Origin of the sequence: Flavobacterium sp. UBA2787, assembly GCA_002352205.1 — a bacterium.
Classification (GTDB): Bacteria; Bacteroidota; Bacteroidia; order Flavobacteriales; family Flavobacteriaceae; genus Flavobacterium.
This window is the reverse complement of the sequence record DEHZ01000014.1, coordinates 182,276-208,670: the sequence shown is the minus strand read 5'-3', so window position 1 is coordinate 208,670 and position 26,395 is coordinate 182,276. Positions and strand designations below refer to the sequence as shown.

Genomic DNA, 26,395 nt, shown 5'->3' with positions numbered 1-26,395 from the left:
GCTCCGGGATAAACGGTGTTGTTTTCGTCGTCGCAGTCGCCACCAACGGAAACAAATCCTATAGGTTGTTCACATGCATCAATTGTCTCTTCATCATTTCCAAAACCGTCGTTGTCAGTATCTGCATACCAAAGGGTAGGAGGTGATGTTAAAACAGTTACAGTATTAGAATTTATAGATACTGAAGTTGCATCAGTTGAACGCACTCTGTAGTAATAATTTGTTTCTGCTTCCAAACCAGATACTTCAAGCGATAATCCATTTACTGGTGCATCTTCGTAGTTTACAACAAAACTTGGTACAAATATATTTTCATCGCCTGTTACAGTGATGTTATCTAAACCAATTCCTCTAGAACCTGTTGCATTAGGAGTTTCAAACCTTAGGCGAACTTGAGAGCCCAAATAACTATCCAAACTATAAGGTGCTGCTGGATTCAAACTTGAACCTGCTGCTGTAGTAGTTCCTAACGGAGACCAACTTACTCCATTATCAGTTGAAATGGAAATAACAACTTGATTACTGTTACCTGTTACACCACCAAAAGTTCTAATTAAAAAATTCAACTCAACTCCTGTAAAAGATGAAATGTTAAAAGCTGCAGTAATCACTTGAGAGGTAGGAGTTACCATTTGTAGAGCACCGGATGATATTGTTACATTTGTTTCAGACCAACCTGACAATCCCAAAACACCAGTATTGGATAATAATGTTTGTTCCGGATTTACAGTAACTGAACCAAAATTTGGAAAAGTACTCACATCCAACCCATAACCCGTAGCTCCTTCAACAGATTCCCAATTAGCCGTAAAGCTGTTACAAGTTGTATCTGATGCAGCAACAGCAGTTGGCTCAGAAATAGTAAGCGTTGTAAAAGTACCTTGAGAAGTATAAACTGATACATCATCAGCTCCTCTTGCAAAGGCTTTGTAATAGTATATCGTTCCTGTTGATAATCCTGTAACGTCTACAGAAAATGCACCCGTTTCAAATGAAGTGGAAGTTTCAGAGACTTTAGTTCCGGCACCATCTGCAAAACCGTTGGTAGTGCTGTAAAAAATTCCTCTTTCAATAATTTCACTACAACCTATAACAGTAATATCTCCACCTAAAGAAGCTTGAGTAGAACCAATCGTAGTACTCGTTGGTGAATTAATTGACGATGGGATTGAAACTCCTAAAGCACTTACAGCTTGAAACACAGAAGGAGCTCCAATGCTTGAAACTTCAATTGAATCACTAAAGTCAGCGACAGTAGTTGGAACAAATTTTATAAAAATTGTTTTAGAAGCTAAATCTCCACCAGAATGCATAAAATCAAGTGTAGTAGTATAAACACCATCAACTGTTTCAGAATATTCAAAGCCATCTAAGACTGCAAGTGATATATTTCCTGATTTTAAATTAGTTCCGGAAACTTCAAAAGATTCGATTTCGCTTTCTTGACCAACACAAACATCTTGAAATGATACTAGGTCTGAAATTTCAAGAGTTTCTATAACAGCATTTACTGTCATATCTAATGTTGTCAAAGTAGTATTAGAGTCTAAAGTTGAAGCATCAATAGTAATTGAAAAATTGGTAATATCTACATCAAAATCTTCATCATTGTAAGAGAAATTTACTTGTGCTTCAGTAGAATTTATCCATGTAATTTGATCTAAAGTAAGTCCTGAAGGAGCATTGTTTAAAGTAAAATCAGTAACTTCAAGTGTGTTTGTATTGAATGTGTCGTTTACTAATGTTAAAGTAACCACATCTGTATTCAAGCTATTTTCAGATAGAGTACCAGCAGCCACAACAGAAGGTGCATCTTGCGAAAGAATTGGCCCTGCCCAATTTCCAAACACTTCATCACCCGGTGTTGAACCACTTGTTGCAATAGGAATCACTCCAAAGCGAATATATTTTGCTAAATCTGCTGCGTCTAACGTATAAGCTATTGCATTTGCTCCTAAAATAGCTTCACTGTTCGTTCCTAATTCATCATCGGCACGATACCATTGGTAGGAGGAAATCCCTTCTAAATCATTATCAACATCGGCAAATGAATAGGTTGCTGAAACTTCTTCAGAAACATTTAAAATACCGGTTACATTTACAGAAGAAGCAACCGGACGTGAATTCACTAATTCCCAATCACTAAACGATTCAGAACCTTGAACATCATTAATATCTGTTGGAACAACTCCAAATCTCAGGTACTTTCCTTCATCGGCTAATTGAATAACATAGGTTAATGATGTTGCTCCTAAAATAGCTGACTGGTTTAAACCAAAGCCATCATCGGCCACATACCATTGATATTCTGAATCACCTTCTTCATCGCCGGGAAATTCAGAATATTCATAAGATCCTTCTAACGTTTCGCCAATATTTAAAATTCCGCTAAAACTTGTAGTAATAGGTAAGGCGAGTGTAGCTTGACTATTAGGATTATTAGTTGCAGTTGATACTAAGTAGTCGGTACTTGTACCTGAGCCATTGTATTCATAAACTCTAACCCAATACGTAGTGAAGGGATCTAAATTTGATAAGTTAACTGTAGAAGCCTCACCATTATAAACACAAAAATAACCTGAAGCTCCTAATTGAGTTCCGGCTGGAGCTCCATTATTCCAATTGTTATTGGCGGTAAATTCATCACCATCTGCAGGATCTTCAATTGTGCCCTGAGAACCTTCTTTTACAAAGACAACTCTGTTGGCTCCATTACCACTTGTCCAATTTATGGAAAGAGAATTTGTTGTAACATTTTCAAAAGAGATGTTACTTGCTTGAGTTGTAGGTTCTACGATAGGGTTGAACTGCGTTACATCAAAACCACTTAAATTAACATTTCCACTAAAATTGAATCGTACAAATGTATTGTTTGGTATTGAAATATTAGAAATAACTATTGTGCCGCAAACACTACTACTATTGATAGTTGAAGAAGAAGAAACACCTGTAAGTGCTGTGTATGGACCAGACAAAGTAGAAGAAGTTTCTATTGATGATAAATTTCGAATACTCGATCCACTACTTTGACCATGAATTACTATGTTGTTTGTAGCAGAACTGTTTAATCTTAGAATAACAGTGTTCATTTGAACTCTGTAAGTGGCACCAGAACAAATATTTCCTGTATTTCTATTATTCACAAAAGCAGTTCCGGCGGCATTTTGATACATAATATCACCAGAAGGGAAAGTGTAGGAGGTTGGTGCGGCACTAGGGTAGTTAGCCCCAATTCTATTGACTGTTACTTGTGCATAGGAAAAAATTCCTATCCAAAGGAGCACAAAGCTAAATAATAATTTTTTTTTCATAATATAAAAGGTTTTTGTTGTTTAGTAAGTGTAATGAAGGAATAGTGAATAAAAAAAAGTTGTATTAAACTTTTAATTATTACTAAACTATAATTGATATTTTATGTTAATTTATTACGGATTGATAATTTCAATATCATCAATTCTAAATTCTGTTGTAGATGCTGATGACCTGCTAAATCTTATAGTTTGAATGGTATTCGGAACATCGATTGCTAATACTCTTTGATACCAAGTATTTGTAGTCGCACCTGTTGGTAAATCAGTAACAGAAACATCAACCCAAACAGTTCCATCAAAATAATCAATTGTTAAATCTGAACCATTAGATGTAGTAGTACTTTTATAAATTAGCAATTGTAAAGTCAGAGGACCAGCATGTGCTGTTAAATCAATAGAGCCAATTGTAAAGTTTCTATTAGCACTAGCTTGTAAAAAAAGAAATCCTGATCCGGATGCCCCTGTAAATACAGTTGAAGATGTTGGAGCTGTATTTCTTATTTGAGGAGGAGAAGATGATGTATATGTATACGAACAAACTCCTGAATTATCAAAACCATTATTGGTATCATGAGTCAGTACACTTGTATTTGCAGTTACATTACCCATAGATTCAAAAAATACCGGTCCGGTTACAGGAGGAATTCCAAAACATGTTATGTTTTCCCATGCCATAGTAGAACCATTGTAAAGCTGTAAACATCGCAAACCACCTGGATAGGCAGTGTAAACAATTAATCCGTCTTCAGCAGCGGTTACAGGAATTGAATTTCTTTGAGCCAAAGTTACTCTTGGAGGCATAAAACCACCATAGTTTGTACCACCTAAATGGCTATTCAAATCCAAAACAGATGATGCATTTGGAGTTGTTGTGTTGATGCCCACTTGTGCGTTAGAGAAAATAGCACAATTTAAAAAGAACAATACAATTAATTTTTTTTTCATGTCTTATCGTATTAAAATTAGATAACCATAAAAGTGCTTTCTCGTCTGTGTAGTATGGATAGATCAGTGGGGCTAATCTGTGTAATATAATGTGAGCTTTGTCTATTTTCAACTCAACTGAACATAAACCGTCTAAAGTGATATTTAGACGGCCTGTTCACTAAAAATAATATGAAAAAACAATTGCTTTAAGCCTATTTCTTTATGATTTTTTGATCAATAACACCTTGATTTGTTTGGATTTTCACCATATAAACACCGCTAGTTAAATCATCCATGTTGATTGTTGTTACATTGCTTCCATCAACTGATTTTACCAATTGTCCAATCAAACTATAAATTGATATTTGCTCAACTGTAATAAAATTTGCTATTGAAATATTTAAATCATTCGTTACCGGATTTGGATATAAAATAATATCTTTCTTAGAAATCGGAGTATCTAAACTTAAATTGGTGTACGCTGTTTTGATATAATATAAATTGGCAACACTTCCTTTAGTTATTGTATGGCTTCCTGCTGGAACAGATGGAATAACAACTAAACCATTTGAAGCTGTGTAATTTACATTATCCAATTTAATTGTTCCGTTAAAGTTAGGATCTAGAACTAATGTTAATTCTGATTCTGCAAAAGTGGTATAACTAATAATTGTAGGTGTTTCTATTTTTAATCGAGCTGTCAAAGTCAAACCGTTATACGTAGTATTACCTGGTGTAGAATTCATATTAGCCGATGTAAAGGTGTAGAATGAACTATTTAAAACAGATTCTGTAAAGTTGTGAATTTCTTCTCCTTGAACAGTTCCGTCTCCAATAGAAATACTTCCACCACCTGATACCGGTGTTCCGGAAGTTCCAATTGTAGTTATTGTAAAATCTACATCATCAGTTGGTGTTCCTGAAACCGTTACCGTTTTAGCGGTCATATCTTTAACAAAACTAATTCCAAAAGAAGGTAAGCCGGCAACTGTTACATCTGTTGCTGTTCCGCCCCAAGTAAATACCATGTTAGCGATTGCAGTTTCTTCCGGAACTGTTTGATCGTTGTTAGAAGGTATAGAAAGTGTTTGTGTACTCACAACCGGATTACCAATTCCTTGCACAGAAACCAAAGAAGAAGTATAATTTTGTAATAATGCCAATAATCCTGGATTGATTGCATACGAAGCATCATCACCTGGGGCATCAAATGTCCAATCGATATCACCACCGCCAACTCTACCTGAATATTGAATAACTTTATCTCTAGCAACTTCAGGCTCATCAATTACTAAACTATTCACGTAATGTGAAGGATCTGTGTCAAAATTATTATATGTTGCTCCTCCTTGAAATGCACTAATACTGTTACTTATAACTTCACTTCTTGTTGTAGCCACATAAGCATCAAATTGATTAGGATTTGTTGCAGCATTATAAGGAAGGAAACTTTGTTGTCCAACCATAAAATTATTATACGCTTTGATTATTCCTCCGTTTTCGCCAGAGAAAGTTCCCGGAGCACCACCGGCTATATCTGATCCTTGTTTAGAGATCAACATTGGGTATTTTGAATTAAAGAAATAGTTTCCTTCAACAAATAGTGAAGATGCTAGAGTAGAACCCGCTCCATATTTTGAAACTCCATCATAAAAATTGTTGTAAATATGAACGGTATGACTTCTCACACGTGGATGACGACTATCAGAGTGATCATACCAATTGTGATGATACGTTAATAATCTTGGTGTTTCACTTCCATTTCCTAAAAGATTTGATTTTCCTGTATCCCAGAAGTGATTGTATGAAATAGTCACATTTCCTGATCTTTTTACATCCAATGCTCCATCTCCTTTAGCTTGATCGGAAGCACCACCGGGATTTCCGTAAAATAAATCGTTATTGTGAACCCAAACGTAGTCATTATCTTGCTGTAATCCGATGTTATCACCTTCGCCAGAAGCGGTTAGCATAAAACCAAGGTTACGAATTTCAATATTTGTTCCTTTTTTAATTCGAATTCCCCATCCATTTGCATAAGCATCTGAACCCACTCCTTCAAAAGTGATAGAACCGTTAACATTATTTTTATTTTCAATTACAATATCACCATTATACATATTACTAAAACCGGTAATATTACCAATTAATCGAATAATTAAAGGACGATTATCAAATCCTTTTTTAAATCCATCAATAATAGTTTGTAAACCAACACACGGATTAGAAGTAGCTCCCGTAACCGTTAATGAAACTGTGTTTTTGTTCTCTTCTGTAATATATAAAATTACTGCACCTGGTTTCACTAATCCAGTTAATGTATAACCTCCGGGTACTCTTCCGTTGCTGTGAGCAAATCCGTTTCTTTCTTGTGGTAAAACAGCAACACTATTTGATACAGCTTCTGCTCCCTCGACACCACCTGTAACAGGTACAACTTTAATAGTATAATCTCCAGCAGCTAAACCTAATACGTCTGCTCTGTAATAACTTCCATAATTTCTTATAAGCTGCGTGTCAATAGATTGATCTGTTAAACCTTCTCCTGTATAATAAACATTATAACTGTCAACACCTTCTAATGGAGTCCAAGTTACATAAGCAGTTTCAAGCCAACCGGTAGCTTGGGTAATTGTGACTTGTGCATTGATTTGCAAAGCCATAAACAAAAGTGTCAAAAAAGGTAAAACTCGTTTCATAATTAAAATTTGATAATATGTATTTATTTAAAGAATCTATGCAATGGATTACACAAAACTATATAATTAAAAATTATGTTCCAAATAAATTATAAATAATAAAATTATTTTGCTTATTTTTTAAGATATTAATTTTTTAAACCCTTTATTTTATTGAACTGTAGCGAATATTTATTTTTATTTTTAGACACTAAAACGATGTAGTTGATAAGAAAATTCTATCTATTTAAAATAATTTCAATTAGTTTTATTGATACGAAATTCTAAAAAGTATTGCTTTTAAAATGTTTTTATCCAAAATATCATTTATTATTTTTGAGTTTTATGCTATTTTAGTTCCTATTAATAAAGGAATTGAAAATTTTAAGCTTTAATTTTTATTAATTTAATATTTTTCATACTTTTGTGTAATCGATTGCAAATTTTCCAATAAAATAGTGTAATTACAAACAATACTATAATGTTATGTTGCTGATTAGAAGTAGATTGAACAAATAATTTATTTTATGAATAAACTACTGTATATCCTTGTATTAACTTTTTGTAATTTGATCTTTGCACAAGTTTCAAAAGATACATCCTATACTTTGTTTTCAGAATTTAATAAACAAATAAAAAAGTATCATTTTATAAAAAGTGTTCAATCAACTGAAAATGAGTTAATTAATGTTAAAAAAAAATATTATTTATCATACTGTTTCAAATAGAAATTTACATTTAGATAGCTATTGTAATAATTTTGAGAAAAAATTACCAGCAATTATTTTAATACATGGAGGAGGATGGAAGTCAGGAAATAAATCAATGCTTCAACCATTAGCTCAAAAAATTGCATTGGACGGATATCATTGTTTTGTTATAGAATACAGATTATCAGACGAAGCAATCTATCCTGCAGCTATTGAAGATATACTGAATGCTATTGATTTTATAAAAAATAATGCAACTAAATTTTCATTAGATAGCGAGAATATTGCAATTTTGGGATGTTCTTCCGGTGCACAAGTAGCTTCTTTAATTGGAACAAAATATCCAAAAGGAATAAAAGCTGTTGTTAACCTTGACGGAATTCTTGCTTTTCATCATCCGCAATCACAAGAAGGAAAATTGGCTTCGCAATGGCTCGGTGGAAGTTATGAAGAAAAACCGGAAGTTTGGGAAGATGCTTCGGCTTTAACGCACGTTAGCAAAAACACACCTCCTTTTCTTTTTATCAATAGTCAACACAAACGATTTCATGCCGGAAGAGACGAAATGATTGCTAAAATGAAGACTTTTAACATCGATTCAAAAGTAGAAACAATTCCAGATAGTCCGCACACTTTCTGGCTATTTCACCCTTGGTTCAACACAACAGTAAATTATATACTAACTTTCTTAAACGAAAAATTAAAATCATAAACAAATGAACTTTACAAAATCAATTGTTGCTTTGACTTCAATTTGTATGTTATCAAGTTGCAACACTACAAAAACAACAGCACAAAATTCAACTACTTCCAAAACATACGCAGAAATTTCAGTAAAAGAAGGAGGAAAGTGGAATAACAGAAAATATGAAGGCGGAACATTTAAAAATATTTCCGAATTAAAAGTTCCCGCAACACATACCGATCATTCCTTCTACATTAGGTACGAAGGTCCGGGTTGGGAAAGCAACAAAGTGGGCTATCGTTTGTATTTAGATTGGCGAAATGCTATTGATATTTTTGGAAAATTAACTGATGAAATGGTTTTACCGCAAGTTGGTCAAGACGGTTTTGATTCCTATCACAACATGAGCGATTGGGGAGCCGATATTCTAAAAGTGGGCAAAGGTCTCGGAATCGGTTCCATCGGAAGAATGGTCAACAACGAAATGCAACATTTTAAAGAAGTAGATTCTACTTTTGCAAAAGTGGATAACAGTAAAAATAAATCAGTTGTCAATGTTGATTATTTTGGATGGAAAACAAATGATCAAAAAACAAATCTCCAGTCAGAATTAACTATTTTTCCGGACGAAAGATATACGCAACACACCATAAAATCTTCCGTTCCTTTGAACGGAATTTGTACAGGAATCGTAAATTTGTATAATCTTCCAATGGTACAAAAAGTGAGTGAAAACAAAAAATGGGCTTACATTGCAACCTACGGAAAACAAACTCTGTTTGATGATAATCTCGGAATGGCAGTATTTTATGAAGTGTACACAGCCGAAAAAGTGTATCAAGGTCCTCACGATCATTTAATTCAGTTTAAACCAACCGCTAATGAAATTACGTTTTACTTTTTAGGAGCTTGGGAAAAAGAAGTTGATGGAATTAAAACTGAACAGCAGTTTTATAATTATTTAGATGAGAAATTGACTAAATTGAACAAATCAAACAAATTAAACTAACATGGAAGAAAGATTGAAATCAGTCCGCATATTTTTTTGGGCAATAGCATTCGCCGTTTTGTTGGTTATTCTATTTACGAATTGTAAACCGGCTTCCACAAGTTCTTCTGAAAAAATGGTTGTTTCAGATAAGTTAAAATGGTCTGAACGAATGGCTCAAACTCTAATGAAAAAGCATCCAAACGCATTTGAAATCGATGACAAAACCGCTCCAAAATGGGATTATGTGCATGGTTTAGTGATGACTTCCTTTGAAGAATTATACAAAAAAACGAATAATCAAATGTATTATGATTATTTGAAAGGGTATGCAGATGCTACGATTTCTCCTGATGGTTCAATTCCGAGTTACAGTATGGAAAAGTATAATATCGACATGATTGTTTCAGGAAATATTATGTTTTTTTTATACGATAAAACCAAAGAAGAAAAATATTTGAAAGCAATGCAAACGATGCGTGAGCAACTGCAAAATCAGCCTCGTACTTCCGAAGGTGGTTTTTGGCATAAAAAAATATACCCAAATCAAATGTGGTTAGACGGATTGTATATGGGTTCACCGTTTTACGCACGATATACCTTAAAATATGAAAACGGAAAGCAATTGGACGACGTTGCCAAGCAATTTGAATTAATTCAAAAAAACTTACTCGATCCCAAAACGGGTTTGCTTTACCACGGTTGGGATGAAAGCAAAGAAATGGCTTGGGCAAATAAAGAAACCGGTACGTCACCCAACTTTTGGTCACGTTCGTTAGGTTGGTATGCAATGGCTTTGGTGGATGCTTTGGATTATTTTCCTGAAAATCATCCTAAAAGAGGTGAGTTAATTTCGTATTTAAATTCGTTATCAAATACATTACTAAAATACCAACATTCATCCGGATTATGGTACCAAGTTACTGATCAAGGAAATAGGGAAGGTAATTATTTGGAAGCTTCCGGTTCGGCTATGTTTGCGTACGCTTTTGCAAAAGGTGTTAACAAAGGTTACTTACCAAAAGAGTTTAAAAACCATGCCAACAAAGCTTTTGACGGACTCACTCGCGATTTGATACAAGTTACTCCCGAAGGCTATACCATTTTAACTCAAGCATGTGCTGTGGCCGGTTTGGGTGGAAAACCATTTCGAGATGGTTCTTACGATTATTATATCAACGAACGCAAAAAAGACAATGATCCAAAAGCAACCGGACCTTTTATTTTAGCTGCTTTAGAATTAAATAAATAAGATGTTCAAAATCAAAAACATAGTTCATTTACTTGTGGTTTCACTTTATGTCTCGATTTCAAATGCACAAGTAAATGATCAATCTTGGCGAAATCTTATTCACAAAAGTGAGAAAGCTTGGTTCGGTTCAGCTGAAGCAAAAAAAATAGCCGAACAAGTGTTGTTGTATCAAAAAGAAAATGGTTGTTGGCCGAAGAATATTCAAATGCATCATCTACTTTCGGAAGATGAAAAAAAGGCGGTGATTGCAAAAAAATCAACGTTAAAAGATTGCACGATTGACAACGGAGCTACAAGTCAGGAAATGATTTTTCTATCAAAAGTCAACCAACAAATTCCTGATGAACGTTATGAAAAGGCGTTTCTTGCCGGATTGAATTATTTGCTCGAAGCTCAATACGAAAACGGTGGTTGGCCACAATTTTATCCCCTAAAAAAAGGCTATTCTTCACACATTACCTACAATGATGATGCGATGATTAATGTGCTTTATTTGCTAAAAGACATTAAAGATCAAAAGGATTTTATTTCGATAAAACCATCAGCTGAAATTGAAAATAAAATCACAAATGCCATCAATAAAGGAATAGATTGTATTTTAAAAACCCAATACAAACAAAATAATTTGCTCACGGCTTGGTGTGCTCAACACGATGAATTTACATTTTTGCCGGCAGATGCTCGAAGTTTCGAATTGGCTTCACTAAGTGGTGGAGAATCGGCTAAGATTGTTCTGTTTTTGATGGATGTAAAAAACCCTTCCAACAAAGTAATTAATGCCGTAAACAGTGCTGTTGCTTGGTTTGAAAAGACAAAAATCACCAATTTGAGAGAAGAATTAAAATTGGATGATAAAGGAAAAGTGATTGATAAAATTATGATTCCGTCACAAAATGAAAAACCAATTTGGGCTCGTTTTATGGAATTGAAAGACAATAAACCTTTCTTTTGTGATCGTGACGGTATCAAAAAAGATTCGATTTCGCAAATTGGTTTAGAAAGAAGAGTAGGATATGCTTGGTATGTGAATTGGCCTCAAAAAGTACTAGATAAGTACGAAAAATGGAAAATCAAAAATGTCATCAAACAACCTAAAGATGACCAAAATTTAGTGGTTTCTTTAGATGATACTGGTGATTTTGCATCCATTCAAGAAGCGATTGATTATTCGAAAGCTTTTCCGTATGAGCGAATTACCATTTTCATCAAAAACGGAAAATACAAAGAGAAAATTAAAATTCACGAATGGAATACAAATCTAACTCTCATCGGCGAAAGCCAAGAAAATACCATCATTACTTTTGATGATTATTTTGATAAGATGGGAATGGGAAGAAATAGTACGTTTTACACTTACACTTTACTAGTTCAAGCCGATGATGTGATTTTGAATAACCTAACCATCGAAAATTCTTCCGGTGAATTAGGTCAAGCAGTAGCTTTGTCAGTAACTTCCAATCGCGTAATAATCAACAATTGTAAATTACTCGGAAATCAAGATACATTGTACGCCAACGGAACCGGAAAGCAATATTATAAAAATTGCTATATAGAAGGAACCACCGATTTTATCTTCGGAAGTGCGACAGCTTACTTTGAAAATTGTCAAATTCACAGTAAAAAAGATTCGTATATCACGGCAGCATCTACACCAAAAGATACCAATTATGGTTATGTTTTTAAGGATTGTAAACTAACGTCGGATGAAAAAATAACAAAAGTGTATTTAGGTCGACCGTGGAGAATTTACGCAAAAACCGTTTTCATCAATTGTGAATTAGGAAAGCATATTCTACCCGAAGGATGGCACAATTGGTCAAAACCGGAAGCTGAAAAAACGACTTTTTATGCCGAATTTAATAGTAGCGGAGAAGGAGCTAATGCAAAATCAAGAGTAAATTGGTCGCATCAATTATCCAAACGACAAGCAAAAAAATATACGTTGAAAAACATTTTAAGCGATGATTCATCAAATCCATTATGGTATGACAAATTATAAATTAGTTCTACTTGCAGCCATTTTATTTTTAGGATGTAAAAGTGCTCAAACCGATGAAACTTCATCACCTGCGATCACCATTCACATGATTGGCGATTCCACGATGGCTAATAAAAAAAATCCAGATGAAAATCCGGAACGTGGTTGGGGACAAGTACTTCCGCAATTTTTTAATGAAAAAGTAACCATCAAAAATCACGCAGTAAATGGGCGAAGCACAAAAAGTTTCAGAGATTTAAATCATTGGCAACCCGTTTTAGATTCATTACAACCCGGAAATTATGTCTTCATTCAATTTGGGCATAATGATGGAAAAGAAACGGATCCGGCACGATATACCAATCCGCAAACGGCATATCGTTATAACTTAATTCGATACATCGAAGAAACGAGAGCCAAAGGAGCGATTCCGATTTTGTTTTCATCGATTGCGAGAAGAAAATTTAATCCCGAAGGTGTTTTGTTGGATGCTCATGGAAATTATACTTTGCAAGCTCGATTAGTAGCTCAAGAAATGAATGTTCCTTTTTTTGATATGCAATACCTTACTGAACAAATGGAAGTTTCGTTTGGTGTAGAAGAATCAAAAAAATTACACCTTCATTTTGTTGCAGGCGAAAACGCTTATTTTCCGGAAGGAATTACGGATAACACACATTTATCAATACTTGGAGCAACTGAAATTTGTAAACTATTTGTGAGTGAATTACGAAAGCAACAATTGCCTTTGGCTATGTTTTTGAAGTAAAAAAATAATTTCTATAAAACAAAAAAGTGACTCCGAAAAATCACTTTTTTTTATCTATTTATTCAACATCACGTTGTAGGTTGGATCTTCAATTACGTTTACTTCAATGATGCTTTCTGCATTTTTAATTAACGATCGGCAATCAGGACTCAAGTGTCTCAACTGTATTTTTTTTCCTTGTTTATGATAACGTTCAGTCAATCGGTTTAACGCTTCAATGGCCGACATATCTACGACACGGCTTTCTTTAAAATCGATGATAATTTCTGTTGGATCATTCAAAATATCAAACTTTTCAATAAAAGCGGTGGTTGAACCAAAGAATAATGGTCCGTAAATTTCATAATGCTTAATGCCATTGTCATCAATATATTTTCTGGCACGAATTCGCTTTGCATTATCCCATGCAAAAACCAAGGCAGCTATGATTACGCCAATTAAAACAGCTAACGCTAAATTATGTAGAAACACAGTTACTAAAGTTACCAAAACCATCACTAAAATATCTGATTTTGGGAATTTGGTAAATGTTTTTAAACTTGCCCATTCAAATGTTCCAATTGCCACCATAATCATTAATCCGGTGAGTGCTGCCATAGGAACTTTTTCAATTAAACTACTACCAAACATCACAAAAACCAAAAGCATTACCGAGGCTACGATGCCGGATAATCTCGCTCTTGCTCCATTGGACACGTTGATTAAACTTTGTCCAATCATAGCACAACCACCCATACCGGAGAAAAACCCCGATAAAATATTTGCTGTTCCTTGTGCAACAGCTTCTCTATTACTGTGTCCGTGACTTTCTGTTAATTCGTCAACAATGTTTAAAGTTAACAAACTTTCTATCAAACCAACTCCGGCAACAATGGCTGCATATGGAAAAATTATTTGTAATGTTTCAAATGTAAATGGGATGGAAGGGATGTGAAACGGCGGAAAACCTCCTTTGATTGAAGCGATATCACCAACCGTTTTAGTATCTAATTTTAAGAAATAAACCAATCCGAAAACTACTAATATTGCTGTTAATGAAGCAGGAATTGCTTTGGTTAATTTTGGTAAACCCCAAATAATTAACATAGTTAAAAATACTAAACTAAGTAATAAATAGAGATTTCCACCAGTTAACCAATTTCCGGAAACATCTTTAAATTGATCTAATTGAGACATAAAAATAATGATGGCCAAACCGTTTACAAATCCGAAAATTACGGGATGCGGAACCAATCGAATGAGTTTACCCAATTTTAAAAAGCCGGCTGCCATTTGAATAATTCCGGCAAGAATTACTGTTGCAAAAATATATTCCACACCGTGACTTTGGGCTAAAGTAACCACAACAACTGCAACAGCACCTGTAGCACCTGAAATCATTCCGGGACGACCACCTAAAATACTGGTCACTAATCCCATCATAAACGCGGCATAAAGTCCGACTAATGGTGAAACTCCTGCTATCATTGCAAATGCAACAGCTTCCGGAACTAAAGCCAAGGCAACGGTTAATCCTGATAGTATTTCTGTTTTATAATTTACTTTTTGTCTAAAATCGAATAAATTGATGATTTTTTGCATATAAATAGTTTGAATATGAATAAATTATGAACTCCTCCAAAAAAGAGTTGGATGTAAAAATGAGCCAATAAAAATCATTGGAGATTTAAAATAATGAACCGACCATCAAGGCGGCGTAAGCTCAAAAGTTTTGGTAGCTACTTTTTTCATGGAGCGGCAAAAGTAAGATAAAAAAACAAAAATAGCACTAAATAGGGGATTTGAAATGGTTATATGAAGTTAATGTTACCTAATCAAAAGCCTTTTCTTTAACTTCAAAAATACCAAAGCTGTAATAAAAGCATCACCTGAAGCAGTGTGTCGGTCGCTTTTTTCCACTTTTAAAATTTTACAAAGTTCATCTAACGTAGAGTGTTGATCTTCTTGCAAACCTTTGAATTTTTGATACATGGCATCGGTATCCATGTTGTCGTTTTTGAGTTTTCCTACATCTAACCGTTTGAGAGCTTGGTTAATCATTTCGATGTCAAAATTCACGTTATGGCCTACTAAAGTAGAATTTTTGATGAATTCTAAAAAGCGAATAATTGCTTCGGCTTCCACAATTTTTTCTTCTTTACCTTCTTTTAAAATACCGTGAATAGAAGCGGTTTCCGTTTTATAGAGATCTTGTTTTAAAAAAAGTTCAAGCGAATCGTTTACGATCACAGCATTTTCAACTACAGCAACTGCTCCGATTGATAAAATAACATCTTTTCGATGATCTAACCCAGTCGTTTCACAATCAAAAACCACATATCGTTTTGGTTGTGATTCATCGGATTCTTGCTCGAAATAATAGAGGTAATTTTCCCAAAATTTTGGATAATCTTTGCTAACTTTTTTAAACCAATCTAATACCATTTTTAGGTGAAATATGTGAGTTGAAAACGATTTTTGATAGCATCTTGAATATCGCGAATGGGTTGAAAAGCATTCTTAAGCTTTACTTTATCTGATTTAGATAACTCATTCAAATTCAAGTACCTACCATTGTTACTATTTAGCAAACCCTCTTCTGTTCTAAAGAGGGAAAGGGTAGAAAAAGCTTCTGCACAACTTTCAAACAAATCGGCGTTTTGAGGTTCAAATTCGGCTAATTTTTTATATCGTTGATAGGTATTATTGATTCCTTTTAAACCTTGACTTAACACCAATAAACGTGCTGCATCTATCAATGGCATTAAAGCACGACTTTTTATATCGAAAGTATCTTTGTGTTCACCATCATCTTCAACCAAAAACTGACGGAAAAAGCCCAATGGTGGTGGATTTTTCAATGCATCCGTACCCAAATAAGCAAAAAATAACTGGTTATTATGCACATTGGCAAAGATGTTTTCTGTAATTAAATCAACCAAACTTTCATCACCCACGATAAAATCATAATCAAAGAAAATGGAACACATTAAAATTCCTTTTTCACCGGGTTTATTAATCCACGAATTATATTGTTTGTTCCAATCTGTAACCGATTTGCACCACATAGGATTGCTGGCCATCATATCTGCCGGACAAAATTCGTAACCAACTTTATTGAGTGTTTTGGTCACTTTTTCGGCTAATTCGAGGAAATATTTTTTTACATCATCATAACGATCTTCTTCTACATCATCAAAAACTAACGCATTATCTTGGTCGGTCATCAACAATTGCTCTTTACGTCCTTGACTGCCAATGTTCATCCAAGCAAATCGGGTAGGGGGTTGCTCCTCCATTTTTTCAATGGCTAATTCCACCGCTCTTTTAGTGATAGCAATATTGATTTCGCCTACAATATTAGAAATATGTTGAATTGGAATGTTTTTATCTAACGAATTCTGAATCAAATCGTTCAGTTTTTCACGAACCGCTTTTAATTCTTTAGAACGTGTTGCACGTTTGGTTTGTTTAAGCAAAACTCCCGGATTATTTGCCTGAGCTGATACTACATCATGTTCAGAAATAATTCCCATAATTTTGGATTTATTTGTTCCGTCAACGGTAACACAAAGATGACCAACATTATGTTTGAGCATCATCATTTGGGTTTCTGCAATTGAAATGTTTTCTGCTACCGTAATCACCGGAGCAGACATGATTTGATCTACTGTAATATCAATAGGGAAGAGGCCTGTAGCGATTTTTGAACGTAAATCTTTATCTGTAACAATGCCAACCGGAAGATTATTATCCTGAATAATTACGCTACCAATTTTGCTTTGTGTCATCGTTTGAGCAACAAATTTCACAATATCTTTTCTGGATGCCGTAATTGGACTTTTTGTATACGATATTGGTTGAAAATATTGAATTTCAGAACTTTGTTCTGTATAAATGACATTTTCAGATATCAGTTTTCCTTTATTTTCTTTATCATAAGGGTTTCGTGTATTGGAAGCAAAACTTTCCAATAAAAAACTCAAAATTTCAGCATTTTGGCTTACATACGGTTTAAAAACATCAATCGGAATGGCATACAAAAGGCTTTCTTCACGAGCTTTGGCGGTCATTAAGTAATTGTCTTTGGCAAAAAAGGGGCGAAGACCAAGAATATCACCTTCATCACATTTATCAATTAACGTTTCTTCTGCATCGGAAGTAACAGAAAGTCCGATAGCACCTTCTTTTACAACATAAAAGAAAGGATGCGTTTTGTCACCAATTTTGAATAAAACATGATTTTTTTCAACATGAACTACCTGAATTTCATTGGAAATAGTGACCAATTCAGGATAAGTGAGACTGAAAAAAGGTGGAAAATTCTTGAGAAAATCCGCTATTCGTTCAGCAATTGAGTTTTTCATACTAATAGTAATTAAAATGATAAAGTTACATAAAATCTAGTAGTCGATTCAAATTTACAATCAGATTTGTTAACTTTATCAAAAATAGAATGATATGCAAAATAAAAAACTTTTTTCGCTTTTTGGTTTTATTTTAGGATGGTTTTCATTGATAGCCCAATTTGTTATTATGATGCAATCGAGTGAAGTTAGTGTTATTGATACAATCGTTCGTTTTTTTACTTTCTTTACGATACTGTCGAATATTTTGGTATCGATATGTTTTACTGCAGTTTTATTTAATTTTTCCTCCTTTTTTAAATCCTATAAAACTCAGACGGCTATTGCTGTTTATATAAGCATTGTAGCAATCGTTTATAATATTATTTTACGCTTTATTTGGGAACCAACCGGTTTGCAGAGAATTGTTGATGAATTGTTGCATGTTGTGAATCCAATAATTTTCGTGATCTATTGGTTTATGAGTAAAAATGAAATTTCTCTATCATATAAATACATTTTTAAAATTTTGATATTTCCATTGGTTTATTTGTTTACTGTTTTATTGATTGGAAGCTATACAAATTATTATCCATATCCGTTTTTAGATGTGAATGCAATAGGTTATACCAAGGTAATTATAAACAGTATTGGAATATCAACAGTATTTGCTATTGTTTCATTATTATTCGTATTCATCTGCAATAGAAGGGATTAATCTTATTTCACAATATATTCTATTTTACATAATATAAATTATAGTTCAAAAAGATGTGATCTTAAATTGTCATCCTTTTAATTTAAATAATCCAAATTATTACTTCAAATATAAATTACAAATTTTAAAAAATAGTGATTTTCAATACGGTCTATAAAATTTTTTTAAGATATAATAAATGTAAACTCAGTCATAAAAAATGATATAAAAACAATCAAATTATGATTAAAAAAATCATTGCAAATCAAAATCAAGTTGAAATTAAAAAATTTGCGTAATCATTTTCTTAAGTCACTGATAACGAGCTGTTCATAATTCTCACAAATCTTTAAAAAAAGTGAACCAAAACCTACATAAAATTATGTTAAAAATAGCAAATAATCTTACAATAAAAACGAAATAATGCATTTCATCGATTTTTAATGTATTTTTTTAACGTAGTTCATCGATAAAAAAATACATTTAATCTATATTTGAATCCGTAATACAATGAGCCACAACATCGTATTATACTAAAAAAACTAAAACGTTTAATCCGCTAACCCAAATTTAGCACAAAACTAACCTACTACTATGAGAAAAGTTTTTACCTTTTTTGGTGCTCTTCTGTTTATTTACGGAGGTGCACAAACAACTACAGTAACCTATACTGCTTCGAGTGCTAACTTTCCAAATCCAGAACGTGGATTTTATAAGTACAGTGATACTGAATCGTCATCGTCAAATGGTTACAATCTTTTGAACCAATCTTCCTTGACAAACTATAGAGTAAATCAAAATATTACATTAGTTTTCAGGTATTTTTATTTGAATGATTTTGTGAATTCTTCAATTCCTCAATCTTATTTAGATAACATGCAGACGGATTTTAACCGAATTCGTAATGCCGGATTAAAAAGTGTAATTCGTTTCGCTTATTCTGATGATTATGGTGATGATGTTGTTCTTGATGCCACCAAAGCGAGAATGTTGGAGCATATTAATCAAATTAAACCCATTTTAATAGCTAATACAGATGTAATTGCTGTTATGCAAGCAGGATTTATTGGTGCTTGGGGTGAATGGTATTATACAGACCAAGCCGAATTTGGCGGTTGGGGTTATAATGAAACTAGTTTGACGGCGGCTAATTATGCTCACAGAAAAAATATCACTGATGCTATTTTAAATGCTTTGCCAAACACGCGGGCTGTTCAAATTAGATATCCAAAAATGAAACAGCAGATGTACAACACTACTGCTCCTCTCCCACCAAGTCAAGCCTATACAAATACTAGTTTAGCTAGAATAGGACACCATAATGATTGCTTTTTATCTAGTAATACGGATGTTGGAACCTATTCAAATGTAAACACTGAATACCCTTATCTTGATCAAGAAACTCAATTTGTACCAATGGGTGGCGAAACATGTGCTGTTTTTGAATCCAGAACTAATTGTACAACAGCTCAATTTGAAATGGAAAAATTTCATTGGTCCTATCTAAATTTAGATTATCATCCAAGTGTAATTAATGGATGGCAAACAGGAGATTGCTATCAAGAAATTCAAAAAAATCTAGGATATCGATTTGTCTTAACTAGTGCTGTACTGCCACAAAGTATTTCACTCGATAATCAATTGTCTGTTACATTAAACATTAATAATGTTGGTTATGCCGCTCCATTTAATGAGCGATATGCTTATATTGTTTTGAAAAACCTTGTTACTAATGATGTGTTTTCAATTATGTTGGATTCTGATCCTAGAAATTGGCAAGATGAAGTTACTATAACAGAAAACTTAACATTACCCGATGGAGTTATTCCGGGTAATTATGATATGTTTTTACATTTACCTGATGCTTATGCATCGTTAGCAAACAGACCGGAATATGCAATTCGTTTTGCAAATAATAATGTTTGGGAATCCTCAACAGGTTATAACCGCTTAAACCATAAAATCGAAGTAACCGAAACACTTGGTATTGCTGACAACAATCGTTTGAAAGTTGTTTTGCATCCTGTTCCTGCAGACAACGAGTTAATTGTTGAAATGGATGCAGCATCTGAATATAGTTATGCCATTTACAATTCCGTAGGACAGCAAATGAAATTAAACTCAACTCAAAACGGTAATAAAGTAAGTTTTGATACACAAGTTTTATCAAATGGTGTTTATTTCATTCAATTTAATAATGGTGAAATCAATGATTCCAGAAGGTTTATAGTGAAACACTAAAACAAGTTCTTGTTTTTTTAAATGATGAAGTACAAACTTTTGTACTTCATCATTTTTTATTTGGTACGATTCTTTTCTCTAAAACTATGTTTTAAACCAAATTGAACTGTATTGGAATAGAATTTATCTTGATTAAATACTTCAAAACCGGCAACTAAAGCAGTATAGTTAAATAATCTATATGATATTGTTCCCGAAAATCGTTGAAATACTTCTGCATAATCATCAAAAAAGTAAGCAGCTTCAACTTTTGCTTTGAAATCATTAGCTTCCAAACCGTAGCTATAGCTTAATCCTCCTCCTCCAAATAAACGTTTATCCAGCATCCAATAGGGATATCCATCGCTTAAATCTGCAGATCCCGATTGTATAGAAGATTCTAAAAACGGAATCAATTTTGATTTTTTCTCTTCACCATCATCCCAACCAACTCTAAGTGTTGCTGAAATATCAATGTTATTATCGGTTATGAAATCGGTATTCGTCTTACTTTTGGTATAATAATTTGATTCGATTCCCAATGTTGCATTAATTTTTTTCATTAAAAAAACACTTTGGTAAAGAACAGATTGAACATGATAAATTTCTTTAGCATGTCCCGGAGCTGTTTGAACCGGGAAAACATTCACTTGGGCTGAACTAAAGTTTTTCTTGAATGTTTTATTGATACCGGCTCCAAACTGAAAATAAGTCTGTTGATAATTATCCATTTCAAATCTTATACGTGACCAATATTGATATTTATCAAACGAAAACGGATTTTTATATTGATATTCAACACCATAAACTCTGGTAAATTTATTGTCATCAGAAATTATCAATTGTTCGTTATCTTCTCTATTTTGTAAGCGTAAATTAGTAATAATCGTATCAACTGTGGATCTAATCAACGGGAAAAATTCAGAATACGTAGCCGCAAATCGATGAAGATTCTTCTTCTTGTCGTAAAAATTATAGGAATGTCTTGTCATTAACGAAGCCATTCTATCTTTGTTAGTTTGAACTTCATTTTCAGATTCAATAAAATTACCGTATTTTAAACGATTGGTTTTGGTAACGGCCATTTTTACATTATCTAAAAATAATTCGGGGTAATTGGCCAACAAATCCTGTTGAAGAAAGTCATCTTGATAAACAACATCAGCGTTTAGTGATTTTCTAAGCGATTCTTTTTCTTTTGATTCGGGTAATTCGCTTGCTAAAATCCATGCTTCTTTAAATTTACCCATGTCGTGGTAATAATTAGCCATTAAAGCTTTTGTTTTATAATCGTCAGGATTTTTTTCTATATGTGTATTATATTCACTTATAAGGTTATCATATTGTTTCAACTGAAAAAGCCATTCCATTTTGTTTGCAATATCAATTTCGTTACTATAAAACGACCAATCATAGGCTTTTTGATAATTTTTTTCGTTAGCATAGAGCCAAGTTATATTTGTTGCCATTTCACGATAATCGTTAGATGGTTCAATTTTTTCTAATTCAACTAAAGCACTTTGAGGTTCATACCAAAGTAAATGTTGAAGATAATTAAACATACTTTCTTTACCGGTATCAACACTTAAAAGAGCAATTAACGCTTGTTTAATTTTTTCTTTATTCTCTGGTGTATTAAAATTTGCAACATAACTATTTAATAAGTCTTTATCTCTTGGATTCACCAGTAATTGAGCATTGATCCATTTTTCCATTGCTAAATCATTAGGATAGCCAATTAGTTTTTCTAGTTCTTGCGAATACATCACGTTTTCTTTGGTTGGATATTTTGCACAATGTTTTTCGAGCATGGTCCAGACTTCTTCACCTTTATTATCCCAAGACATATATTCGGCATATTGATTCCAAGTTGGATAATCAATTTTTGATTCTGAAAGCATTCGTTGTTTTAATGCCGCTTTTTCCAATCGAATCTGTTCTTCATAATTTTCACCGCTTTCTTCTCCTTGCTCAAATTCTCTTACTTTGGCAGCATACGCATAGTAATCATTTTTTACTTTACTATAGATAAAGTCTAACTCTTTCTCTCTGTATTCGCGATAATCTTTGATTTTAATTATAGGTTCATTCGTATAAACAGAATATAAAAATCCATCTAAATAGTTAGTTTTGGAATAAATTACGGCTATTGATTTTAATTGAAGTTCAATATTCTCAGCATTTTCTGAAGTTCCGTAAAGAAACCAATATTGACTGTTAGACATTGAATTTTCCGGATTCAGCTCTTCCACAATATATTTTCCATCATACGTTTTGTGATTAAATTTAGAGGCTCTCCAATCTAATGCAATAAAACCGCCTTCACCAGCATTTAAAAAGCGAGATTGAGGAAATGCTGATGTAAATTCTTTTAGATATTTATCAAACTCCGCCAATAAACCACCCGATTTTCCTTTTGTTTTTCGCCAACCTAAACCTTTTGCATTTCTGAGTTCAAAATCTCCCGCACTTTTATTAAACGGACTTGGAATTTGATATACGTCGTCCGGATGAACGAAGTGATTCCAAATTCCTGTGTATAAATACATGGATTGAATATTGTATTTCGAATTATTATCTATTTGAAAACCACTTGAAATACGGGGATAATCGAACATGCCATGATGATACGGATCAAAATCAAATTCGCGATTTCCACCGTCATACGTTTCACCTAAATATAAACTACACATAAAACTAATTGATGGAAGCCCTTCTTTTAGTCTTTTTAAACCCATTTGATCGATATAATTTGATGGTGGAACATACGAAATCGGTAAATCACCAAAGCTGCTAACTTTCCATTTTTTCTGAACACCTTCTAATGCGGTAACGATAAATTCTGGTTTTTTCCAATCTCTTTTTACTAACGAAACGTGGTTATAACCATGAAAACCTAATTCGTGTCCGTTTTTCATACAATCTCTCATCAACCAGCTACTTGTTGGTTCTACTCTGCCTCCTAATGAAACTTTTTTAGCATCCCATTGGCTGAAAAGAAAAGGCGGATCTGTTTTAGCATTATAATCAAATGCAGGAACGGCAGTGTAGCTCATTTGATATTTTTTAGCTAAATCTTTCATGTCCGGCCACCAAACTTTTCTAACAAAATCGGAAATAGAAAGATTCATTTCAGATTTAATTGGTTCCATTTTCGTGTCATATAATGGAGAAGGAAAGTCATCTAGAAAAATGGTACTTGTATTTGCAATTGGGTAAGGAATCCCTTCTAAACCCATCATAACTCCTGAGAATAATAATCCCCTATCCATTTTTTCAAATTCAAAAGTAGAGTTCAAATTGATGACTCTCCCCTTCCCTATTTTGGACTCTAAAATAGCCGGAAAAGATGGATTATTAATTGATGTGGCATAGATTTTAATTTTAGTTAAATCGAAATTTTCCCCACTCATTCCGAAGTGTATAATCGATTCTCGAGTGGAAGTTCCCGCTAAAGTTGGAATAAAATTTTCTTTGAAGTTGATACCAACAGAAGTAACATCGGTTAAATAATCTGAATTTGTCTTCATACCTACCATAAAACCAAACCGTTTGTCTTCGCAAGCATAGGGCAAGTATAATGTTCCTCCATCAGAAACAAATTTTAAAATTTTTGCTACAGAAGCATCATTCAATTTTTTAGTTTCCAAAACACACAAAACTCGCGTTGATGGTGCAATTTCAAGGTTTGCATTCCACGCTTTTATATTGATGTTTTTATATGGAATTTTAGTATAACTACATACTTTTTTAATGTGGTTGCTGTATTTCACACTCATCGGATTTTCAAAATCCACGATATATTCAACCAAAGGAGGAAGATTCAAATCGGTGTCTGAATAATGTCTTAATAAACCATTTTTTCCTGCTTGATCTTTAGAGAATAAATCAATATTGTTGGGATTCATAATCGCATCAAAGTCGGCACAGCTTGAAAAAATCAACACAAACGCCATAAGGCTGTGTATCATTAATCGATTTAGGGTTGCACGGGTTTTCATACTTAATAGATTAGGTCATCAATCTTACTTGATTTGGGTTCATTTTCAATTTCATACACGTTTACATAGGGGCTTTCGTAATATAAAGAGACTTTTCTTCCTCTTTTTTCTAACGTGTTAAAATGTTCTTTTAAAAGTGGTTCTAATTGATTTTGATCTGCAAAGTGATTTTCTGATTCAGAATTATCATGATACACAAATACCAAAACACTTTTAGGAATTACATACTGTGGGTTTTCAACAAAAAACTTGGGTTTCATTTTATTGTGATGATAGATGGAATCACTTTCTAAATAACTAAATAAAAAATCTTCGTAATTGATGAAAAAGTGTTTATTTAAACTCAGTGTTTGAGCAATATTATCATTCACCACCGCATAGCTATGTGGAAAATATTCATGAAGAATCTTATCATAAGCGTCCAAAACCATTCGAGGAGTTTTGTCTGATGTTTTGATATTGTTTAGAGGTTGAATTTGTGAATATACTATTCCTCCAAATGCCAAAAGCGAAACTGCTACAGCAATTGGTATTTTATATCGAAATACTTTTTTGTAAATTGGAAACAATAATCTTAATAGAACAGCAGTAGTAATTCCGAAACAAATTGGAATAAAAACAGATAGTGCTAATCGTAATAGATCCGAATCAATCCATTCTACTTGTAAAAAACTTAAAGTAACTAATAGATTAAAATACAGCATAAATACTAACGATGGTTTCCATTGTTCTTTTTTATACCAAATTAAGAAGGGTAAAATAACAATACTAAACAAAGAACCATATTGATAGTATTTGAGTAATTCATCAAACGGAATAATCAAATTTGGCATGTAAGTAAAAGACGTTACTGAAATTAAACTTGATTGCAAGAATATTAAAAAATCATTTTGATAATAAACACACATAAAATAATAAGTTGCCAAAATAGAAGCTGTTCCAACAATGTAGGCCAATAAAGCTATCCATTTGAATGACAGGTAGTTTTTATTTACAAACACTAATGCAATTACAAAAAATGGAGGCATTAGTATTAATAATGTAAACAAATCGATTAATCCTATTGCAAAAAAACAAATCGTTAAACTGGTGAAATAATTAATTTTTTTAAAATTAATTACATCAGGCTTTAAAATATAAACCATACAGGGTATAGCAAAGCTTAAGGCCATTAAAACCGGCTCATTTTGCAATAAGTAATGTATTTCTATTGGTGAAAATGTATATAAAAACACATACGTAAGAAAAGCAATCATGGGGGCTAAAATTCGGGAAGAAGTGATTTTACGAATTGTCCAAAAAACCACAAGACTTAATATGATGTCTTCTAAAATTGATAGACTTTGCAAACCTACTTCTGGACTCACATCAACTAATTTAGAATATAAATTACTCATTGCCAATTCTCCTTCAGCTGAAACGGTGCCGTTAAACCAGATGTCTTCATCAAAAAGTATAACCTCATTTAAATTTGCTACCCATAAATCGGAAAGCAAATAGGTGTCATAAATGTAGAAATAATATCTTCCTATAAAAGCCGCTACAATTAAAACTAATGTTGCATAAAAGATAAAGACACGATCATCTTTTAATTTTTTAGGTTTTTCTAAGCGAATCAGATCAGTTAAAGGTTTTTTGTTTTCACTATCTTTTAAGAATTCAAAGAAACGAGATTTAGATACTTCTTTAAAATAACGTACCGGATTTTTAAAGTTTTTGATTCCAACTACATCAATTAAAATTACTAACATCATGATTAGTACATAATTAATTAAGCTGTAAACACTGCATTGAATCAATACAAAAATGATAACTAATGATAAGCTTCCATATTTAAACCATTCATTAACAATA

General features: G+C 33.0%; 14 protein-coding genes and 1 pseudogene. 7 read left to right on the top strand and 8 right to left on the bottom strand.

The window, feature by feature from the left end; translation table 11 throughout:
* From B4N66_RS13160 to B4N66_RS13150, 3 genes and pseudogenes are all read right to left on the bottom strand, one after another.
* Positions 1-3,311, bottom strand: a pseudogene (locus B4N66_RS13160) (hypothetical protein); the annotation flags it as partial.
* A gap of 114 nt (positions 3,312-3,425) precedes the next feature.
* On the bottom strand, positions 3,426-4,256 hold the full coding sequence (locus B4N66_RS13155; protein ID WP_291095302.1) for a hypothetical protein: 831 nt from the start codon (positions 4,254-4,256) through the stop codon (positions 3,426-3,428).
* Between the two features lie 194 nt (positions 4,257-4,450).
* On the bottom strand, positions 4,451-6,937 hold the full coding sequence (locus B4N66_RS13150; protein ID WP_291095301.1) for a T9SS type A sorting domain-containing protein: 2,487 nt from the start codon (positions 6,935-6,937) through the stop codon (positions 4,451-4,453).
* 666 nt (positions 6,938-7,603) lie between these two features.
* Here B4N66_RS13150 and B4N66_RS13145 point away from each other — a divergent pair.
* The 5 genes from B4N66_RS13145 to B4N66_RS13125 are packed head-to-tail and all read left to right on the top strand — an operon-like array spanning position 7,604 to position 13,298.
* Positions 7,604-8,338: an alpha/beta hydrolase gene (locus B4N66_RS13145; RefSeq protein ID WP_291095300.1), complete on the top strand. Its 735-nt coding sequence runs from the start codon at positions 7,604-7,606 to the stop codon at positions 8,336-8,338.
* Positions 8,339-8,342: 4 nt separating this feature from the next.
* Complete coding sequence (locus B4N66_RS13140; protein ID WP_291095299.1) at positions 8,343-9,320, top strand: DUF4861 family protein; 978 nt, start codon at positions 8,343-8,345, stop codon at positions 9,318-9,320.
* A 1-nt stretch (position 9,321) separates the two neighbouring features.
* A complete protein-coding gene (locus B4N66_RS13135) occupies positions 9,322-10,551 on the top strand; it encodes a glycoside hydrolase family 88/105 protein (RefSeq protein ID WP_291095298.1) in 1,230 nt (409 codons plus the stop codon).
* A gap of 1 nt (position 10,552) precedes the next feature.
* Positions 10,553-12,550, top strand: coding sequence for a pectate lyase (gene pelA / locus B4N66_RS13130; protein WP_291095297.1), 1,998 nt, complete (start codon positions 10,553-10,555; stop codon positions 12,548-12,550).
* Positions 12,513-13,298, top strand: coding sequence for a rhamnogalacturonan acetylesterase (locus B4N66_RS13125; protein ID WP_291095296.1), 786 nt, complete (start codon positions 12,513-12,515; stop codon positions 13,296-13,298). Before pelA ends, B4N66_RS13125 begins: the two co-directional genes overlap by 38 nt.
* A gap of 54 nt (positions 13,299-13,352) precedes the next feature.
* Here the strand turns inward: B4N66_RS13125 and B4N66_RS13120 are convergent, their stop codons facing one another.
* From B4N66_RS13120 to B4N66_RS13110, 3 genes are all read right to left on the bottom strand, one after another.
* Positions 13,353-14,879, bottom strand: a complete 1,527-nt coding sequence (locus tag B4N66_RS13120; protein WP_291095295.1) for a SulP family inorganic anion transporter — start codon at positions 14,877-14,879, stop codon at positions 13,353-13,355.
* A 225-nt stretch (positions 14,880-15,104) separates the two neighbouring features.
* Complete coding sequence (locus tag B4N66_RS13115; protein WP_291095294.1) at positions 15,105-15,722, bottom strand: 3'-5' exonuclease; 618 nt, start codon at positions 15,720-15,722, stop codon at positions 15,105-15,107.
* 2 nt (positions 15,723-15,724) lie between these two features.
* Positions 15,725-17,644, bottom strand: a complete 1,920-nt coding sequence (locus B4N66_RS13110) for a DUF294 nucleotidyltransferase-like domain-containing protein (protein WP_291095293.1) — start codon at positions 17,642-17,644, stop codon at positions 15,725-15,727.
* 94 nt (positions 17,645-17,738) lie between these two features.
* On the opposite strand from B4N66_RS13110, the gene B4N66_RS13105 reads away from it, so the two are divergent.
* The gene (locus tag B4N66_RS13105; RefSeq protein ID WP_291095292.1) at positions 17,739-18,341 is read left to right on the top strand and encodes a Pr6Pr family membrane protein; all 603 of its coding nucleotides are present in this window, start codon (positions 17,739-17,741) and stop codon (positions 18,339-18,341) included.
* Between the two features lie 573 nt (positions 18,342-18,914).
* Positions 18,915-20,561 (top strand): DUF4832 domain-containing protein, encoded by a 1,647-nt coding sequence (locus B4N66_RS13100; RefSeq protein ID WP_291095291.1) that lies wholly within the window; start codon positions 18,915-18,917, stop codon positions 20,559-20,561.
* A 56-nt stretch (positions 20,562-20,617) separates the two neighbouring features.
* Here B4N66_RS13100 and B4N66_RS13095 read toward each other — a convergent pair whose 3' ends face one another.
* Both B4N66_RS13095 and B4N66_RS13090 read right to left on the bottom strand, forming a co-directional pair.
* Positions 20,618-24,511, bottom strand: a complete 3,894-nt coding sequence (locus B4N66_RS13095) for a DUF2194 domain-containing protein (protein WP_291095290.1) — start codon at positions 24,509-24,511, stop codon at positions 20,618-20,620.
* A gap of 32 nt (positions 24,512-24,543) precedes the next feature.
* A complete protein-coding gene (locus B4N66_RS13090) occupies positions 24,544-26,295 on the bottom strand; it encodes a hypothetical protein (protein WP_291095289.1) in 1,752 nt (583 codons plus the stop codon).
* Positions 26,296-26,395 lie beyond the last annotated feature (100 nt).

Bases quoted from the DNA above. Each gene is read 5' to 3' on its own strand.
- B4N66_RS13145 (WP_291095300.1), top strand. From the start codon at position 7,604: ATGTTAAAAAAAAATATTATTTATCATACTGTTTCAAATAGAAATTTA.
- B4N66_RS13140 (WP_291095299.1), top strand. From the start codon at position 8,343: ATGAACTTTACAAAATCAATTGTTGCTTTGACTTCAATTTGTATGTTA.
- B4N66_RS13110 (WP_291095293.1), bottom strand. From the start codon at position 17,644: ATGAAAAACTCAATTGCTGAACGAATAGCGGATTTTCTCAAGAATTTT.
- B4N66_RS13125 (WP_291095296.1), top strand. From the start codon at position 12,513: ATGATTCATCAAATCCATTATGGTATGACAAATTATAAATTAGTTCTA.
- B4N66_RS13150 (WP_291095301.1), bottom strand. From the start codon at position 6,937: ATGAAACGAGTTTTACCTTTTTTGACACTTTTGTTTATGGCTTTGCAA.
- B4N66_RS13095 (WP_291095290.1), bottom strand. From the start codon at position 24,511: ATGATACACAGCCTTATGGCGTTTGTGTTGATTTTTTCAAGCTGTGCC.
- B4N66_RS13135 (WP_291095298.1), top strand. From the start codon at position 9,322: ATGGAAGAAAGATTGAAATCAGTCCGCATATTTTTTTGGGCAATAGCA.
- B4N66_RS13105 (WP_291095292.1), top strand. From the start codon at position 17,739: ATGCAAAATAAAAAACTTTTTTCGCTTTTTGGTTTTATTTTAGGATGG.
- B4N66_RS13090 (WP_291095289.1), bottom strand. From the start codon at position 26,295: ATGATGTTAGTAATTTTAATTGATGTAGTTGGAATCAAAAACTTTAAA.
- B4N66_RS13155 (WP_291095302.1), bottom strand. From the start codon at position 4,256: ATGAAAAAAAAATTAATTGTATTGTTCTTTTTAAATTGTGCTATTTTC.
- B4N66_RS13115 (WP_291095294.1), bottom strand. From the start codon at position 15,722: ATGGTATTAGATTGGTTTAAAAAAGTTAGCAAAGATTATCCAAAATTT.
- B4N66_RS13100 (WP_291095291.1), top strand. From the start codon at position 18,915: ATGAGAAAAGTTTTTACCTTTTTTGGTGCTCTTCTGTTTATTTACGGA.
- pelA (WP_291095297.1), top strand. From the start codon at position 10,553: ATGTTCAAAATCAAAAACATAGTTCATTTACTTGTGGTTTCACTTTAT.
- B4N66_RS13120 (WP_291095295.1), bottom strand. From the start codon at position 14,879: ATGCAAAAAATCATCAATTTATTCGATTTTAGACAAAAAGTAAATTAT.